This window comes from Arthrobacter sp. UYEF3 (assembly GCF_040546245.1).
In the GTDB taxonomy this organism is placed as follows: Bacteria; Actinomycetota; Actinomycetes; order Actinomycetales; family Micrococcaceae; genus Arthrobacter.
Genome location: NZ_JBEPNK010000002.1, coordinates 220384 through 236076, shown reverse-complemented (window position 1 = coordinate 236076; position 15693 = coordinate 220384). Strand labels below are relative to the sequence as shown.

Below are 15693 nucleotides of genomic sequence, written 5' to 3'. Positions count from 1 at the left end.
CCCTCGGCTTCCGCAACCTCACCAACTACATCGCCAGATCCCTCCTGGAATCCGGAGGATTCAGACCGAAACTACACTCTCAATTCTGAAGAGCCACAAAACCGGGGGCAGTCCCCGACCTCGCAGTCACTGACATCATTCGTCATGCGGAAACCGCTCATTGAGCGAGCGCCGCGCGGTGGAAGCAACGGCTAGAGCTGGCCTCGAACCCACAACCGCGACGGCCTCCCCCGCGTTCCGTCGGACATCTGCCCCGTTCCCGTCAGCTTCGGCTCCATGAACCGCCTGAACGTGTCGCGCATCAATGTCTCGCCGGCCACCGCCGTATGCAGCTCACGCAGGTCCTTCAGCGTGAACGGCTCGTCCAGCAGCGCACCGGGGTCCGGGCCCCCCGCATAGGCAGCCTGCATCCATTCAGCGGCCTTCTCCACAATCTCCGCGTGGCCGTAAGGCAGCCCGCCGATCAGCTCCGGTTCCCCGGTCACGGAGGCCAGCCGGACGCCGTCGGACTTCAATGCCTCCTCCAGCGCCGACAGGGGCACCTCGTCAACGTGCGCCACGGACAGCACCCAGCCGCGGTCGTCACGGCCCGGCTCGTCGAAGACCTGCAGCTGGCGCGGCACCCGCCCGGAGATGCCGGCCTTCTCCCGCAGGCACCGCAGCACCGCATCCCCGAGAGTCTCGCGTTCGCCCAGGAACGTGCCAGGCAGTGCCCACTCTCCGTACTGGTCCGGTTCCCCCCGTTTCACCAGCAGCACGCACACGCTGCCCTCCGACACGGTCAGCACCGCCGTATCCACCGCCACCGAGGGGCGCGGGTAGTCGAGCAGGGATGTGCCGGGGCCGTTCTTCGAATCCTTCACAACACTATTTATCGCAGTCTTGCGCTAAAGATGCAAGCCGTGCATACTGAAGTCAATTAGCGCAGAAGTGCATTTAATCAACGGGAGGTCCATCATGAAGGTTCCCCAGCTCCACGTCGGCGCCGGCAGCCGGCTCGGCCCCCTCAGCATCTTCCCCGTCTGGACCTCCGGCCCCGGCAGCCCCGGCATCAGCACCGGCACCCACGCCGACGTCGCCGTGACCGAACTCGCCAGCGGCCCCCAGGTCGCCCGGCTCACCGTCACCAACAACGGCCCGCACCCGGCCCTGCTCCTGGAAGGCGAGCTGCTCGAGGGCGGACAGCAGCACCGGACCTGCGCCCGCGACGTCGTCCTGGGCCCCGGCGAAACCCGCGACATCGACACCTTCTGCGTCGAGGCCGGCCGCTGGGAAGCCGGCCAGTCCAGCCACCGCCGGCAGGGGCGGCGCGCACCGCTGAACGTCTGGTCCGAGCTGGCCAACGGCCTCGAGGGCCAGCGCGGCGGTAGCCGGCAGGATCGCATCTGGGAACGGGTCAGCCGCTTCGACGCTGCGAGCGGCCCATCGGTGACCAGCTCCCTACTCGACCACATGGACCTGTTCAAGGACAACGCGCACAACCGCTTCGACGCCTCCATTGCCCCCGCACCGCTGGAGGGCCAGCGCGGCGTCGTGCTCGGGCTGGGCACGCAGCCGCTGCTCCTGGAGGTCTTCGGCACCAGCACGCTATTCCGCCGGCACTACCGCCAGCTGATCGACTCCGCACTGCTGGACCTCGAGCTCCTCTCACCCCAGGCGCTGGCCTCCGGCCCCATGCCGGGCCAGCGGGCCCGCGACTTCGCCGCCCACGTCCAGGCGATGGACTTCGGCACGTTCGACGGCGGCGCCGCGGCTGTCGAGGTCCGGAGCCACGGCGCACTGCGGAGCCGCAATGTCACCCATGCCGCCGGCACGGTGTCCGCCGCCGGCATCGCCGTCGAGCTTCCCACGCGCCGTCCCCAGCTGGCCCACTTGACCGGCTGGAACACCACACACCCCCTAATGGAGATGGCGTGAAACTGACCCCTTTGCAGAATGACCGCGCGGCCGGAGTCCTCGTCGCACTGGCCGCCGGTGACGCCCTCGGAGCCGGCTACGAGTTCGGCGCGCCGCTGCCGGACGGCGCCAAGGTCACCATGAAGGGCGGCGGTCCGTTCGGGTTCGCGCCGGCCGAGTGGACCGACGACACCTCTATGGCCATCCCGATCGCCCAAGCGCTGCTGGAGGCAACGTCCGACGCCGGATCCTCCTCCCCCGCCGCGTTCACCATGGTCGTCCGGGCCTGGACGGCCTGGGCCGCCGAGGCCAAGGACGTGGGCGCCCAGACCAGCTCCGTCATCGCCGCCGCCCGCCGGCTCGCCGCGGCCGCCGGCCGGAGCAAGGTTCACGCTGCCGACTTCAGTGCCGCGGCCGCGGACTTCCACGCCCGCACCGGCCGCAGCGCCGGCAACGGCTCGCTGATGCGCACGGCACCGCTGGCCCTGGCCTATCTGGACCGGGACCCGGCCGAACTCATGGCCCGGGCCGGGGTGCTCAGCGCCCTGACCCACGCCGATCCCGACGCGCAGGAAGCCTGCGGCCTCTGGTGCGTGGCCATCCACGGGGCCGTCCTGACCGGGCAGCTCAGCGTCCGGGCCGGGCTGCCCCTGCTGTCACCCGAGCGGGCCGCCCTTTGGCTGGAGCGGATCGAGGTGGCCGAACGGTCCCGTCCCCGGGACTTCAGCCGCAACGGCTGGGTGGTCGAGGCCTTCCAGGGCGCCTGGAGCGCCATCCACTGTGCGGGTTTGTCGGCCTCCGGCCCGGCGCAACTGCGGGCTGCGCTGGAGGAAGCCGTGCGCGGCGGCCGCGACACCGACACTGTTGCCGCCATTGCCGGCGGCCTGCTCGGTGCCGCCTACGGCTACACGGCCGTGCCCTTCGAATGGCGGCGCCGCCTGCACGGCTGGCCCGGGCTTCGGACCCGTGACCTGATGATGCTCGGCATGGAACTGGGCCGCGGCGAGGGGCACCGGCCCGCCTCCTGGCCGCGCGCCGAGCGCCAGGACTACAGCATGTGGGGCCGCACCGATGCGCTGGTCCGGCACCCGTACGACGACGGCGTCTGGGTCGGCGGCGTCGAGGCCTTGGGGCGGGTGGCGGAGCTGGGGATCGACGCCGTGGTGTCGCTGTGCCGGCTGGGGACTCTGGACCTGCCCGGCGTGGCACCGGAGGACCACGCCACGTTCTGGGTCATCGACTCCCCCGTCGAGGAGGACAACGCGCACGCCTCGTACGTGCTGCGCGACGCGGCGGCCGCCGTCGAACGCTTCCGCGCAGAAGGCAAGACCGTGCTGCTGCACTGCGTCCGGGCTGAGTCCCGGACGCCGACCGTGGCGGCGCTGTACGGGGCACGGGTGGCTGGGATTGCGCCGCTGCGAGCGCTGGAAGATGTGCGGCGGGTGCTGCCTGGCGCCAACCCGAATAGGTTGTTCCTGGAGTTGCTCGGCGCGGTGCCGGCGGACCAAGTGAATAGTGTCACACCGGCCAAGTAGTCTGCATTTCATGAGCTTGAACAGTCCAAATGGGGGATGAATTGACTGACCTGATCCACGAGTCTTTGAGTAGGACGGGCTCCGACCCTCTAGCAGTTGCGTCGGTTCCCACTTCGTATGACTACGCATTCTTGTACTCGTGGCAACAGGAAGCTCTCAAGGCCTGGCACTCGAATGCTCGACGCGGCGTCGTGGAGGCCGTCACGGGATCAGGCAAGACCCGTGTAGGCATCGCTGCTGCATTTGAAGCCGTCCGCCAAGGAATCAAGGTCTTGATTCTCGTCCCCACTGCTGAGCTCCAGCGTCAGTGGCTGTCCTCCATCCAGCGCGATCTCCCCCGGGTCCGCCGGGGCGCCCTTGGCGACGGCAGCACAGATTCACTTGACCATGTGGACATTCTGGTGGCGATTGTCCACTCGGCGTCCAACCGCGAGACCCTACGGAGCCACAAGGCCGGGCTGATCATCGCGGACGAATGCCACCGCTACGCTGCCCCCATGTTCACGGGGGCTCTTCAGGAGGGATTCGCCTGGCGGCTCGGACTGACCGCCACCTACGAGCGGTCGGACGGAGAGCACGAGACAGTCTTGTCGCCTTATTTCGGCGGAGTCGTCTACAAGCTTTGGTACGACCGCGCGCTGAAAGACAATGTCATTGCGCCGTTCGACATTGCCCTCGTCGGTGTTGAACTCACGCCCACGGAGCGGGTCAACTACGACGATCTCTCGAACACCATGCTGGAAGCGGCACGCAACCTGGAGAACTACGCCGGGATCCCCCGGCGGCCATTCCACCAGTTCATCGCGGCAGTCGCCTCGCTCGCTGGGTCAGATTCCATCACTCGGGAATCGACGATTGCTCGGAAGTACATGCGGGCGATGGCGTCCAGGCTCACATTGTTGGCAGAAGCCCGGACCAAGTACCACGCCCTGGCGGCACTAAAGGAAACCGTGGACACCTCCCGCGGCACGCTTGTGTTCACCCAGACCCAAGAGTCTGCACGGCGAGCCCAGGAGCTGTACACGGCAATGGGTTCCAGGGCTTCCGCCATCTTCAGCGGCATGGCCAAGGATGACCGCCGGCAAGGCATGGAGGACTTCCGCAACGGCACTTCGCAGATCCTCGCCGCGCCAAGACTGCTCGATGAAGGCATCGACGTTCCAGAAGCCGACCTCGGCATCATCGTCGCTGCCAATCGCAGCCAACGGCAGATGGTCCAGCGCCTGGGACGCGTCATCCGCAAGAAGGCGGACGGGCGGGTTGGCCGTTTGGTTGTCCTGTACTCGAAGGACACTGTCGAGGACCCCGATGTCCAAGGCGAAGAGTTTCTGGGCCGCGTACTTCCGTTCGCCCGCAATGTCGAGTTCTTCGACATCAGGACCGACTTGGACCCGCTGCAGAGATTTCTCCACCAAATTGTGGCCGAGTCCAAACCCGAACTTCCGCCCGTCCGCGAAGTGGGTCCGATTGCTGGTGTGGAGCCGATTGCTGGTGTGGAGCAGCCCCAGGCGTCTCCTGAGCCGCCACATGAAGAACCCCAAGACGATGCCGAGCCAACGGGTTTCGTTTTGGAAGACGACGAGTGGCCTGAACAGCTTGCCGGCAGTGATGGCGTCACGGATGACGCCGTCGCTGACTATCTCCGTCGGCTGGGCCGCTACGAATTGCTGACTGCTGAGCGGGAAGTGGAACTGGCTCAGGAGGTCGAAGCAGGCCTTTACGCGGAGCAGCTCCTCCTAGACAAAGATGCGCCGCGGCCGCGGCGCGAGACCCGTGAACTCGAATTCCTTGCGCTGCTCGGCAAGCGAGCCGCTGACACGCTCCTGAACGCCAATCTTCGGTTGGTCGTTTCGATAGCCAAGAACCACACAAATCGCGGGCTCGACTTCCTGGATCTCATTCAAGAGGGCAACCTGGGGTTGCACCGGGCGGTCTGCAAATTCGATTTCACCCTGGGTTTCAAATTCTCAACCTACGCAACTTGGTGGATTCGCCAGGCCATCACCCGGGCTTTGGCCGATCAGGCACGTCTTATCCGTTTGCCTGTCCACATTGTGGAGCAGATTCAGAAGCTCCAGTCGGAGCAGCGTACTGCCGTAATGAATGGATCCTCATGCACCAATGAAGATCTTGGCCGCCTCACGGACAACTCAGTCGAGAAAGTCGATTACCTTCTGACCTTGGACAAGGCGATCTACTCGCTGGATATGCAAGTTCCCGATGGCCGAGGAGGAACCGAATCGCTCGCCGAACAGCTGGCCGATCCGTTTGAGCTGGACGTGACGGATCCGCTCTTTCAAGTAGCTATGCAGGAACAGCTGCGTGCTGTTCTGGACACACTTGAGGAACGTGAGGCAGGAATTATTGCTATGCGCTTCGGGATGACTGATGGCCAGGAAAGGACTTTGGACGCAATCGGTCAGGTGTATGGCGTCACCCGGGAAAGGATCCGGCAGATCGAAGTCAAGACAATGAAGAAGCTCTGCCATCCATCACGATCACAAGTGTTGCGACCTTTCATGTTTGACGGCCACGACCCGCTGCACGCCAAAGCACTCGTAGACACGGCAGCCGCCGCCTCGAAGGGCGACTAAGCGGTGTCTTTCGACTGTCACGCCCCGGGGCCGCGCGGCCAACCATCACCACCTGCCGGGCAATGTCGGCCGCTACTGGTAGGAATGTGAGCATGACTACAGCTCCTGAACTCAGTCGGGAACAGCGTGAGGCCGTCATGCGCATTGAACCAGCGGGCGACGCGTACGCCGCCGGTGAACCTCTCCGCGCCATCGCCGCCGATTTGGGCTGCCCGGTCGACGAACTCTGCAATTTCTTGGCCACGCAACCAGCCAGCCACCTTGAGCTACAGCGCGCAAGATCCGTCCGACGCCGGAGCCTGGCCACGAACGAAGTCATCTACGAGAACCGCGGCCTGCTGAACCGGTTGAACGACGCTGGGATCACCTGGTCTGATACGCCGAAAGTCCTGAAGGCGCTGCAGACGGCCATCGACGTGGAAGTCGCCGTCGAGCTCGTGCACATTCCCGGAGTCGCTTCCGAGCGGACGGCGAGGGAACTACCTCCACGGACCTTGGGCGACAAGCTCAGTCTTTTGTACGTGGCGGGCAAACACCACGGAATCGAACCGGACTGCCAACTGGCGCTCGGCACCATGCCGATCGAAGAGTTGGCCGCGCTCCGGTCACTCATGCAGCCCAACTTTCCGCCGCGACGCCTGGCGGAGTTCGCCGCAGTGGCGGAAACTACCAAGCTCGCCATCCGCGCCAGGGCGGTGCGGACCATCTCCTATGCGGACTACACGAAGACGGCGGCGACGGTTTCTTCGCGCCTGGGCAACACCGGAGTTGCCGCCGAGGGCCAGTGGCCGGTGCCGGGATTCGTGCTGCTACGCCGTTACGGTCATGGCTTCTGGGATGATGCACTGCAAGCTGCCGGCCTGAGCCTCCCAAGTTCCGAGTCCAGATTTACCGACATCGACTTTTTCGATGCGCTCGACGGTTTCACGGAGGAATGCATCGGTTTTGAGCATCCGATGAGCATTGCCATCTATGACCGGTGGGTTTACTCCGAAGCGTCCATGAGGAATGACCGGCCTTCGGCGGTGGAAATCGTCCGTCACTACGGCACCTGGGCTTCCGCAATGGGGATTATCCTTCCGCAAGAGGACGACGACGTGCTCGAAGATGATACCGAGCAAGGCGCCCTGCTGGCCGGCTTGCCATCCGCCGTCCGGCGCGCAATCCACCCGCCGCAACAATCACGGGGGTTTTGACCGTGAGCACACCTTCATCCGAGACTGACGTTCCCCCGCGCGACGTGATTGGGCAGGTAACCAGATCCTTCCTGGCCGGGGATCCACTCCGGTGCATCGCGGACGCCGCGAACACGAGCAGCTGGGTGCTTCTGGACATCCTCGGCAGCCGGGTCGCGGACCGGGACGAGGAGCAGCGGTCCAGGGCCCTCCGGAATCGATGCAATGCCACATTGGCAGCCCTCTACCAAGAGCGCGAACGCTTCGAACAGCTCAACCGAGCCGGTATCGATTTCGGGGATATACCCAAGGTTCTCGCCGCGCTCGGAGCACCCGTCGACGTCGACATTGCCGAGGAAATGCTCCGGACTACGCACACGTTCAAGGAACTCGCGCACCGTGCCTACCAACTACATAGGGGTGAGGTGGAGTTTGTTCCACCCATCGAAATGCTCAGCTTGCTCTACGTGCTGGGCCGCCACCGCGGAGTCCAACCCGATTATGAATTGGCTCTGGGAATGATGCCGCTCTCATCGGTCGCCGAGATCCGGAACTTCCTAGGTCCGGGCGGCCCCTACGGCCAGCCAGCCGAAATCCTGGCGGTCATTGAAACAACAGCGCAGGCCATCCGCGCCGGCGATGACGCCGGAATCTCGTACTCAGACTACGACGAGATAGCGGAGGCAATCTCGGCGGACCTTGGAGACGAACTGCCCGGTCGCGGAGACCTTTGGCCGGTGCCGGCACGCACGGTGCGGCGCCACTTGGGCCAAGGGTTCTGGGGCACCGCCTTGGCTTCCGCCGGGCTGCAACCGACATTGGACCCATTTATCTTCAGTGCGCCTGATTTCGTTGAGGCGGCCAGAGAATATAGAAGCGGTGGCCACTACTTCGGCTCCCCGAAAGATGTGGCGAGCTACGACAGTTGGGTGACTGTCGAAATGGCCGCCGGCCGCCATCGCCCGTCCGTAGTCGCCATCAGAAGGCACTTCGGCGCCTGGGAGTCAGTCATCGGCGCCGTAATGCCGTCGGAAGTCGAGGATGAGTACGACGGCATGGTCAACCACCTCAGAGTCCAGAACGACGTCCAGGAAGGTTGGGCAAAAGCGGGCGAACTGATCAGTGAGGTCCTCGCAAACATGCCGTGGAACTCATTCCTCAGCATTCAATACGCCGAGGACACCGAAGGACTGACACCCTACGCCCAAGCAGTTCCCAGCGCCGATGGGGTCTGGTTCGAAATTGTGTCCGAGCAGTATTTGCCAGCCGACACGTGGCCCATAGATACCGGCTACCTGACCGGGAATGGCTGGTCTGCTCCGAATAACGATTTTCCGAACTGGTTCAAGGACGGTATCCCGCACATTGAAGCGGGGCACCAGATACTCGAAGGCTTCAGATATGGCCGGGACTGCGACGACGCTAGCAAGCTTCGATGGCATACCGGCGAATTCCCGACCGGGCCCGGTCCGGACGGCGGCGTCACACTTGATGACGCGCTGAACGGTATTGTGCAGACACTTAGTAACGCTGCCTAGCCAAAGTCCGAGTTGATGGAGCATCGATGAAATGCATTCCGGAAGAACCCGAATTCGGTGATGGCCAGGGGGCAGAGAAGACGGTCTGGGACGCGCTGAAAAACAGCCTCCCCGACGACGTCGTACTTGCCCACTCAGTCCAGGTGCGGGACGGGCGGGCAGAACACGAGATTGACATCCTCGTCCTGTGGCCCGGCGTCGGCATGGCTGCCGTTGAGGTGAAGGGCGGCCGCATCTCTGTCGAAAACGGTCAGTGGCTGCAGTCGGACAGGTCGGGGGCGCACAAGATTCAGAGTCCCGTTGCGCAATCGCAGGGTTCTCTCCACGCCTTCAAGCACTGGATCGGACGCCAACTGGGGACGCCGCTGACCAGCCGCTTCGCCTACATGGTCAGCTTCCCCTACACCGATGTGCCCCTCGCCTGGGAGATGGCGGGTTGCCCTCGATCGCTGGTCCTGGACAAGGAAGACACGGCGTCGGTCGCAGAGCTGGTCCGGACCGCCATCGAGCGGGAAGGCGGCGGCGCTTCGTCGCTGGCGCCGGCGTTCATGGAGCGCATCGTGCGGGTGCTCAACGGAACGCTGGGACACGATGGCACCCAACTGCTGGACCCGAAAGAGCTGGAAGATGTCCAAGATCATCTCACCGAGCGGCAGTCGGTGCTGTTGAAGGCCACCCGGTCGCTGCCAAGGATCAGGTTCACCGGCGGCGCGGGAAGCGGGAAAACTTGGTTGGCCGTGGAAAAAGCCCGGCTGCTCTGCAAGCAGGGCAAACGCGTGGGCTTGTTTAGCTATAACAAGGGCATCAGCCAGTACCTTCAGGACCGGGTTTCGACCTGGCGTCATGCCCAGCCTGCATTCACCGGAGAGTTCCATGAATATGCCCGGCGTCTCGGGGTGCCGGACGGCACGGGACCCGCCTATTTCGAAGCGGAATTGCCGCAGCTGCTCAAGGATCTCGCGGTCAATCTCCAGCCCCAACAGCGGCTGGACGCCATCATCGTGGATGAGGCTCAAGACTTCGCCCCGCTGTGGTGGGAAGCGCTGTTGGCCACCACCACGGACGACGCCGAGATCTACGCCTTCCTGGACGACCACCAGGACGTTTACCGGCGTTGGGGCAATCCCTCCCAGGATGGCGCAAGCCCACTGGAAGACCTAGTGATGATCCACATCGACGAGAACCTTCGCAACACGAGGAAGATCGCAGAAACATTCAGATCCTTTGCGGGCGATCATTTCACTCCGCGGGGCAGCACCGGACTGCCCGTCCGGCGGGTTCAGTGCGCCACAGAGGACGCCCTTGACGTGGCGGGAGACTGCATCGATACTCTGATCGAGGAAGGGTGGGCGAACAACCAGATCGCAATGCTTACGACGAAGGAACGCCACCCAATCCATAAGGAATTCTTCGAGAAAGGCACCACCGCTGACTACTGGCGCGAGTTCCATGCAAACGAAGGCGAGTTCTACGGCCACGTTCTGGGCTTCAAGGGCCTGGAACGGTCGGTGATAGTCCTTTGTGTCAACGGCTTCAAGGACCTAAGCAGAGCAGCCGAGCAGCTCTACGTGGGCCTGTCCCGGGCCCGGAGCCTACTGGTGGTTGTCGGCGACTCGGATTTCCTGGAGGAGGCTGGCGGTCGGGATCTGAAGTTGGCTTTGTCGCGCGCCGAGGCTTGGGTGCCGGCGACTCCCGTCGATCGCTGAGGGCAAGCGCATGGTCCCCTTGACCACACCGCCATTTAAGCGCCAATTCCGGAACCTGGCGCTGGAGCAATGGGTAGGACTGCCGCCCGGGCCAGTCGATGGATCAGGTCACGGTCTGGTTTCCGCGGTCGCAACACTCGTTTCCTGCCCGGCAGTGGAGGGTGGCAGCGCTCAGGCGTCGGCGAGTGGCGTGTCGAGGGGAACCGTCCTCGGCCGCTCCTGCTAGTTTCAGTTCATGGGCGAGCCTGATGAGTTTGACGTTGACTATAACTTCTTCGATGACACTCCGGAGGGTAAGGACCCCGACAGTCACAGCCCCACACTCCGGCGATACCACCAGCTCCTATGGAGCAAGCCGCTCCCTGACGGGCGGCCGTTCGAGCTGCACGCTAGGCGCGCGCTCTCACCGTATCTCGTGTACGAAGCAGACGGCACGAGAATTGTTCTTGGAAGCGACACGATTGCGACGCGGCATCGAAGGAAACTGCACCACCTCTACTCGCAGCTTCCAGACGAGGTCAATGATTCGTTCCTGCGACGCTCGTACACGATCTGCGGATTCATGATCTTCCCAGTCTCGCAGGGCAGTCTCAACCAGAATCGAGGCACTCATCCGCGGATCCAAGACCGATGGGACTTGACACTCGAAGTGATCCGGCGCTTTTACGAGGGTGGCACGAGTCCTTTGGCCACGACCATGGATCGCTATGCCGGCTTCTTCGCGTTATTCGGCTCATTCGCCGGATACATCGAACATTTCCATCTCGGCGACTTCGTAGATGCGAGTGGAGCAGTGCGCTTCCTGCTCCCCTTCGACAACTTCGAATCGCCGGCGCTGCCCTCCGACCTGCCAACCTATGCGCGTTACCGCCTGGACAGTCTGGAACTATTTGAGGCACGCCGCCTGCGCATCCTGGACGAGGTCAGGCGCTGCCCGCTCAGCTGATCACCAAGTCCGGCACTAAGAGCGTTGGGCACGACGTCCTCGCTTCGCGGTGGGATGTCCGCCAGGGTGAGGGCGCTGAGAAGGGTGCGGTTCAGCACCACCGATCGTGCGGAGAGCACCAGTGGTCGTGTGGCCCAGCACCGCTGGCGCTCCCGGTCACGGATTACGCGGTGGCGACGCGGTGGGTTCCCCATCAAGTTGGCTCACCGGGTTACTCCGGCGTAATAGTCCCCTCTCCGGACATAGCAGCACCTCGGGTTCATGCGGCGAGGACGGGGCGCTGGGGGCATCTACTCTGCGAACTCAAAGTCGATGGTGATTTCGGGATCGACGCTTGCGATGATTCCGGAGTAGAACACCTTGGCTTGCTCTTTCAGCGCTACTGCGTTTTGGGTGATGTACTTCTGCTTGTTCTCGTCGCTGAGAATGTTGTTGATCATGCGAGTTTGGACGGCTGGCGGTGTCAGCCAGCTAAGCGCATTGTTGCTCTCGAGGGGGTCCTCGAACACGGGATTGTCAAAGCCGATGCCAATAAATTGAGGGATGGTCACCCGAAACGACTTTGGGCCGATGGGTTCGATCTTCACCTGTGACCCATCGACGCCTAATTTTGCGTCGAATTTGTACTGGATCAGCGTCGTTTTTTCGCTCGCGGGTATCGCCACGCCGAGAATCTCTCCATTGCTTTCGTGCCTGGTGACACCCTCGATGTGAAGGCTGAGCAGGGCGACCTCTTGCACGCGCGTGACGGCCTGAACCACCTGCGAATCGCGTTCGTTCGAGCTGCTGGTGAACAGCGAACTGATAGCGAGAGCGTTGAGCCCACCGAATGCGAAAGCGGCGCCCGTACCCGCGACAACCAGCACGGTGATCAGCAGGAGAGGCCAAAGCAGAACCCTTGCTTTGAAAAAGGTCATGACGATTTAGTCTCCAGTTTCGTTCGACGTCGAAACGCCCTCGTAATTTCGCGGTGTGGAACGGCCACAACAGATCGCCGCGTCAAGTCCCCTCGAACCATATACGTAAGCAATAGCCGGCCGACTATGACGCGCCCCGCCGGTCCTGGAATTTGCGGCTGCGGGCCGATGCGCACCGAACCGCGACAGCACCCCGCTTGCCGCCCCGCACGCTGAACGCCAGGTAGCCGCTGTAACTATGCCCGTGACCGTCTCTGAAGTGAAATAGTTCTCGACGACGACCGCAGCATCGCTCTCAAGGACAAGACCGCCTATGTCCGCTCCCCACACGCCCATCGAGGTGTTCACCTCCTGACGCACCAAGTAACTGCCATGCGGAAGCGGTTCGCTCCCCGGCGAAGGCCGGTTAAACTCATCGATAAAGATCCGCAGGAAACGGTCGCCAAGGTTGCGCGTCTGTTCGAGGTCCAGCAACCACTGGGTTACTTTTCGACAAGTTCTTCGCTGCCAGTCTCCGACCCGTCCGCAGTCTGCCCGCCGCGATTTTTTCGTTTGAACAACCCTGCGACGCTCCCTCCGACCGAACCCGCGGCACCGGCGAGGGCGCCTCCGACGCCCTTGACCGCGGTGAGGGCCTGTGGCTCATCCGGGATCCCGTCCCCGTCGATGTCGACGCTCCGGAACGCGCGAGTTACCGTGTCGGCAGCGGTTGCCACCCCGGAGCCCACGGCCACAGCACCCGTTGCGACACCGCTCCCCACCGTGCTCGCAGTGCCGGCAATCCAGTTTCCTGTCGTCTTCGCGGCGTCCTCCATCGCTGCAAGGGCACGGTTCTGTTCGAAGTCAACGTCTCCGTCAGCATTGGCTTTCATATCGACAGCGAGATGTTCGGGGAACATGTCGGGGGCATCAGCGAATGCGGCCCGGGCTGAGACGATGACGTCGCGACCGAACACGAAGCGCGTGACGCCTCCCGCCAGGGCTCCAACTCCGTATTCAATCGTTGCCTGCTGCTTTCCACTCAAATTTTCTCGCACGACGTCCAGCTGACCCGTCTCCATGGTCCGAACCAAGCTCTGCGCGGCGCCTCCAGGGAGAGTGTCCGCGAGCGTGTTCGCCCAGTGCGACCAGTCCGTGCGGCCAGCAGAGACCCCACTGCCAACGCCGACGATGCCTTCAGGCGACGCGCTCGATAGGTCTGTCGCCATCGTTGCGATTTGCTTCTGGCTCACGCGTTCGTTCGAGAGTCCGTAGACAAGGGCGAGCGCCTGGTCTTTATCGAGGTCCATTCCGTGGATATCGGCAATAGCGAGCGCGAAAACCGCGGTGATCTCGAACTGCAACTGCTCATCGCCTGCGGGAAGGAGAGCAGCGGCTCGCTGTGCACCGTTCTTCGCAGTACCCAGCGCCATGTTCTTTGCGGCTTGTTTCGCAGCGCTCTTTGCGGCAAGTTTGACGGCTTCCTTACCGGTCTTTTTGGCGGCCTGTTGTCCCGCACTCTTCATGCCGGCTGCTGCCGCCCCGACTCCAGGAATCATCGCGATACCAATATCAGCCGCGATCGCGCCGGCGCTGATGAGGGCACCAGCAGTCGTGATCGAGGTTCCGTAGTGACGCTCCAACATCTGAATCACTTCAGCGGGCGTTGCGTCCGGATGCCGCCGTCGGAGCCTCATGACGTACTTGCGAGCAATAGAATGACGAGCGCTGACCGCCTTAGCAATGTCACGCGTGGCGTCCTCACCGACCAGCTCCGCCTCCAGCGTGATGCTCTCGATATTTGTCATCGCTTACTCCTCTGTCGTTGCACCTCTCCAGGAGGTGTGAACGCGGCTGATAGGTGCGAATTCGCCCGTGCCGCACTGGAACCATGGTGATTCTATTCATGGATCCCGGCTTGGAAGGCCGCGGCGCGTTTAAGGCAGCTGCTGGGGCCCAACGTCCCTATCATCTCCGTCGCCATCAGCGACAAGTCGGGCTCGCCCAGCGTGGCGATCGACGACGAGCGGGCAGCCTACGACGCGACCCGTCACCTGCAGCGGCTGGGGACCGAGCACCCACTGCCGGTGAACCTCGACGGCGAGATCGCGACCACTACGCCCTCTGACTTCACCGTCCAGCGCAACGCCGTCCGCGTCGTGGTGCCACAGGGCAGCACCAGCGCGTTGTTCGACGGACCGGGCGCCTCAAACGGGCCGCCGTCGTGATTCCCGACGGCGGAAGGTTGTGATTATCGGGGAACAAGCCGCCATAGGGACGTGACCTCGGCCGTGCGCGCTTCGAAGAGAGGATCGTCCCGGTCCGATGCCTTCGGATGCGTTGGCTTGGTGTCGAGCCGTTCCAACACCTGCAGCCCGGCCGCCTCGATGGCGGCCAGCAGATCCTCACGCGACCGCAGGCCAAGGTGCTCGGCCAGGTCGGAGAGGACCAGCCAGCCCTCCCCGCCCGGCTCAAGATGATCGGAAAGTTCGTTCAGGAAGCGGAACAGCATTCTGCTTCCGGGGTCATAGACTGCACTGTCCAAACTGGAATGCGGAGTGGCCGGAATCCAGGGAGGGTTGCACACGATCAGCGGCGCGCGTCCGGGCGGGAACATGTCGGTCAGGACGGCCTCGGCACGGTCCTGGACACCGAGGTTCCGGAAATTCTCAGCGGCACAGGCGATCGCACGCGGCTCATTGTCCGTTGCCACTACGCGGCGGACTCCCCGGCGCGCGAGGACGGCAGCGAGCACCCCGGTGCCGGTTCCGACGTCGAACGCCAGCGTGTCAGAGGGCAGCGCAGCGGCGGCCACGAGATCCACATACTCACTCCGTGTGGGAAAGAACGTGCCGTAGTGCGGGTGGATGCGGCCCTGCAGGGCGTCGACGTACACGCCGTTACGTCGCCACTCGTGGGCGCCAATGACCCCGACAAGCTCATGCAGGGACACGATGGAAGATTCGCCGATATCACCGTACGCTTCAGCGGCGGCCTGCCGGATGTCCGGTGCGCGGCGCAGCGGCACCACCGGGCCCGGACCAAGAGGTACCAGCAGCAGGCCGAGAACGCGTGCACGGTGCGAGCGGGACTGGCGGTGCCGATAGAACTTATCGGCCGGAGTTGCTGCGATCTCTTTCTTTCCGGCACCTAGCCGCCGGTCCACGGCGTTGAGGATCTGCCGTGCGTTGTGGAAGTCACCGTGCCAGAGCATCGCGATCCCCTGTGACGCCATCCGGTTCGCATCATCGGCCGTGAGAGAGTCGGACACCACTTCGACGCGCGTCGGCGCCGGTCTGCCGTTCGCCGAACGCCATCGCGCGGACATGCTCTCACCAGCCTCGGCCCAGGTCACGAGGGCACCCTCAACCTCCGTAGCTCTGCTCGAAGGCTTGAGGACAGACGTC

At 63.6% G+C, this 15693-nt stretch carries 12 protein-coding genes; 8 read left to right on the top strand and 4 right to left on the bottom strand.

Translation table 11 applies throughout. From position 1 onward, the window contains the following. Positions 1-191: 191 nt before the first annotated feature. Positions 192-863 carry an NrtR DNA-binding winged helix domain-containing protein gene (locus ABIB14_RS02535; protein ID WP_354233830.1) on the bottom strand — a complete coding sequence of 224 codons (672 nt, stop codon included), beginning with the start codon at positions 861-863 and terminating at the stop codon, positions 192-194. Positions 864-957: 94 nt separating this feature from the next. On the opposite strand from ABIB14_RS02535, the gene ABIB14_RS02530 reads away from it, so the two are divergent. From ABIB14_RS02530 to ABIB14_RS02500, 7 genes are all read left to right on the top strand, one after another. Then, positions 958-1917, top strand: coding sequence for an ARPP-1 family domain-containing protein (locus ABIB14_RS02530; RefSeq protein ID WP_354233829.1), 960 nt, complete (start codon positions 958-960; stop codon positions 1915-1917). After that, positions 1914-3431, top strand: coding sequence for an ADP-ribosylglycohydrolase family protein (locus ABIB14_RS02525; RefSeq protein WP_354233827.1), 1518 nt, complete (start codon positions 1914-1916; stop codon positions 3429-3431). Before ABIB14_RS02530 ends, ABIB14_RS02525 begins: the two co-directional genes overlap by 4 nt. A 41-nt stretch (positions 3432-3472) precedes the next feature. Then, the gene (locus ABIB14_RS02520) at positions 3473-6025 is read left to right on the top strand and encodes a sigma-70 family RNA polymerase sigma factor (protein ID WP_354233825.1); all 2553 of its coding nucleotides are present in this window, start codon (positions 3473-3475) and stop codon (positions 6023-6025) included. A 92-nt stretch (positions 6026-6117) separates the two neighbouring features. Further along, positions 6118-7221, top strand: coding sequence for a hypothetical protein (locus ABIB14_RS02515; RefSeq protein WP_354233824.1), 1104 nt, complete (start codon positions 6118-6120; stop codon positions 7219-7221). Between the two features lie 2 nt (positions 7222-7223). Beyond that, a complete protein-coding gene (locus tag ABIB14_RS02510) occupies positions 7224-8738 on the top strand; it encodes a TY-Chap domain-containing protein (RefSeq protein ID WP_354233823.1) in 1515 nt (504 codons plus the stop codon). Positions 8739-8764: 26 nt separating this feature from the next. Further along, complete coding sequence (locus ABIB14_RS02505; RefSeq protein WP_354233822.1) at positions 8765-10444, top strand: nuclease-related domain-containing DEAD/DEAH box helicase; 1680 nt, start codon at positions 8765-8767, stop codon at positions 10442-10444. Between the two features lie 235 nt (positions 10445-10679). Next, a complete protein-coding gene (locus ABIB14_RS02500; protein ID WP_354233821.1) occupies positions 10680-11390 on the top strand; it encodes a DUF6994 family protein in 711 nt (236 codons plus the stop codon). Between the two features lie 290 nt (positions 11391-11680). Here ABIB14_RS02500 and ABIB14_RS02495 read toward each other — a convergent pair whose 3' ends face one another. Together ABIB14_RS02495 and ABIB14_RS02490 are read right to left on the bottom strand one after the other, a co-directional pair. Beyond that, complete coding sequence (locus ABIB14_RS02495; RefSeq protein ID WP_354233820.1) at positions 11681-12307, bottom strand: hypothetical protein; 627 nt, start codon at positions 12305-12307, stop codon at positions 11681-11683. 482 nt (positions 12308-12789) lie between these two features. Beyond that, on the bottom strand, positions 12790-14094 hold the full coding sequence (locus ABIB14_RS02490; protein ID WP_354233819.1) for a hypothetical protein: 1305 nt from the start codon (positions 14092-14094) through the stop codon (positions 12790-12792). A gap of 201 nt (positions 14095-14295) precedes the next feature. Here ABIB14_RS02490 and ABIB14_RS02485 point away from each other — a divergent pair, with 201 nt between their 5' ends. Then, complete coding sequence (locus ABIB14_RS02485) at positions 14296-14514, top strand: hypothetical protein (protein ID WP_354233818.1); 219 nt, start codon at positions 14296-14298, stop codon at positions 14512-14514. A 23-nt stretch (positions 14515-14537) separates the two neighbouring features. Here ABIB14_RS02485 and ABIB14_RS02480 read toward each other — a convergent pair whose 3' ends face one another. Further along, positions 14538-15614 carry a methyltransferase gene (locus ABIB14_RS02480; RefSeq protein ID WP_502909585.1) on the bottom strand — a complete coding sequence of 359 codons (1077 nt, stop codon included), beginning with the start codon at positions 15612-15614 and terminating at the stop codon, positions 14538-14540. Positions 15615-15693: the final 79 nt, after the last annotated feature.

What these genes read in the sequence shown, in the direction of transcription:
- ABIB14_RS02530 (WP_354233829.1), top strand. Translation starts at nt 958, where the DNA reads ATGAAGGTTCCCCAGCTCCACGTCGGCGCCGGCAGCCGGCTCGGCCCC.
- ABIB14_RS02515 (WP_354233824.1), top strand. Translation starts at nt 6,118, where the DNA reads ATGACTACAGCTCCTGAACTCAGTCGGGAACAGCGTGAGGCCGTCATG.
- ABIB14_RS02505 (WP_354233822.1), top strand. Translation starts at nt 8,765, where the DNA reads ATGAAATGCATTCCGGAAGAACCCGAATTCGGTGATGGCCAGGGGGCA.
- ABIB14_RS02500 (WP_354233821.1), top strand. Translation starts at nt 10,680, where the DNA reads ATGGGCGAGCCTGATGAGTTTGACGTTGACTATAACTTCTTCGATGAC.
- ABIB14_RS02495 (WP_354233820.1), bottom strand. Translation starts at nt 12,307, where the DNA reads ATGACCTTTTTCAAAGCAAGGGTTCTGCTTTGGCCTCTCCTGCTGATC.
- ABIB14_RS02490 (WP_354233819.1), bottom strand. Translation starts at nt 14,094, where the DNA reads ATGACAAATATCGAGAGCATCACGCTGGAGGCGGAGCTGGTCGGTGAG.
- ABIB14_RS02480 (WP_502909585.1), bottom strand. Translation starts at nt 15,614, where the DNA reads ATGTCCGCGCGATGGCGTTCGGCGAACGGCAGACCGGCGCCGACGCGC.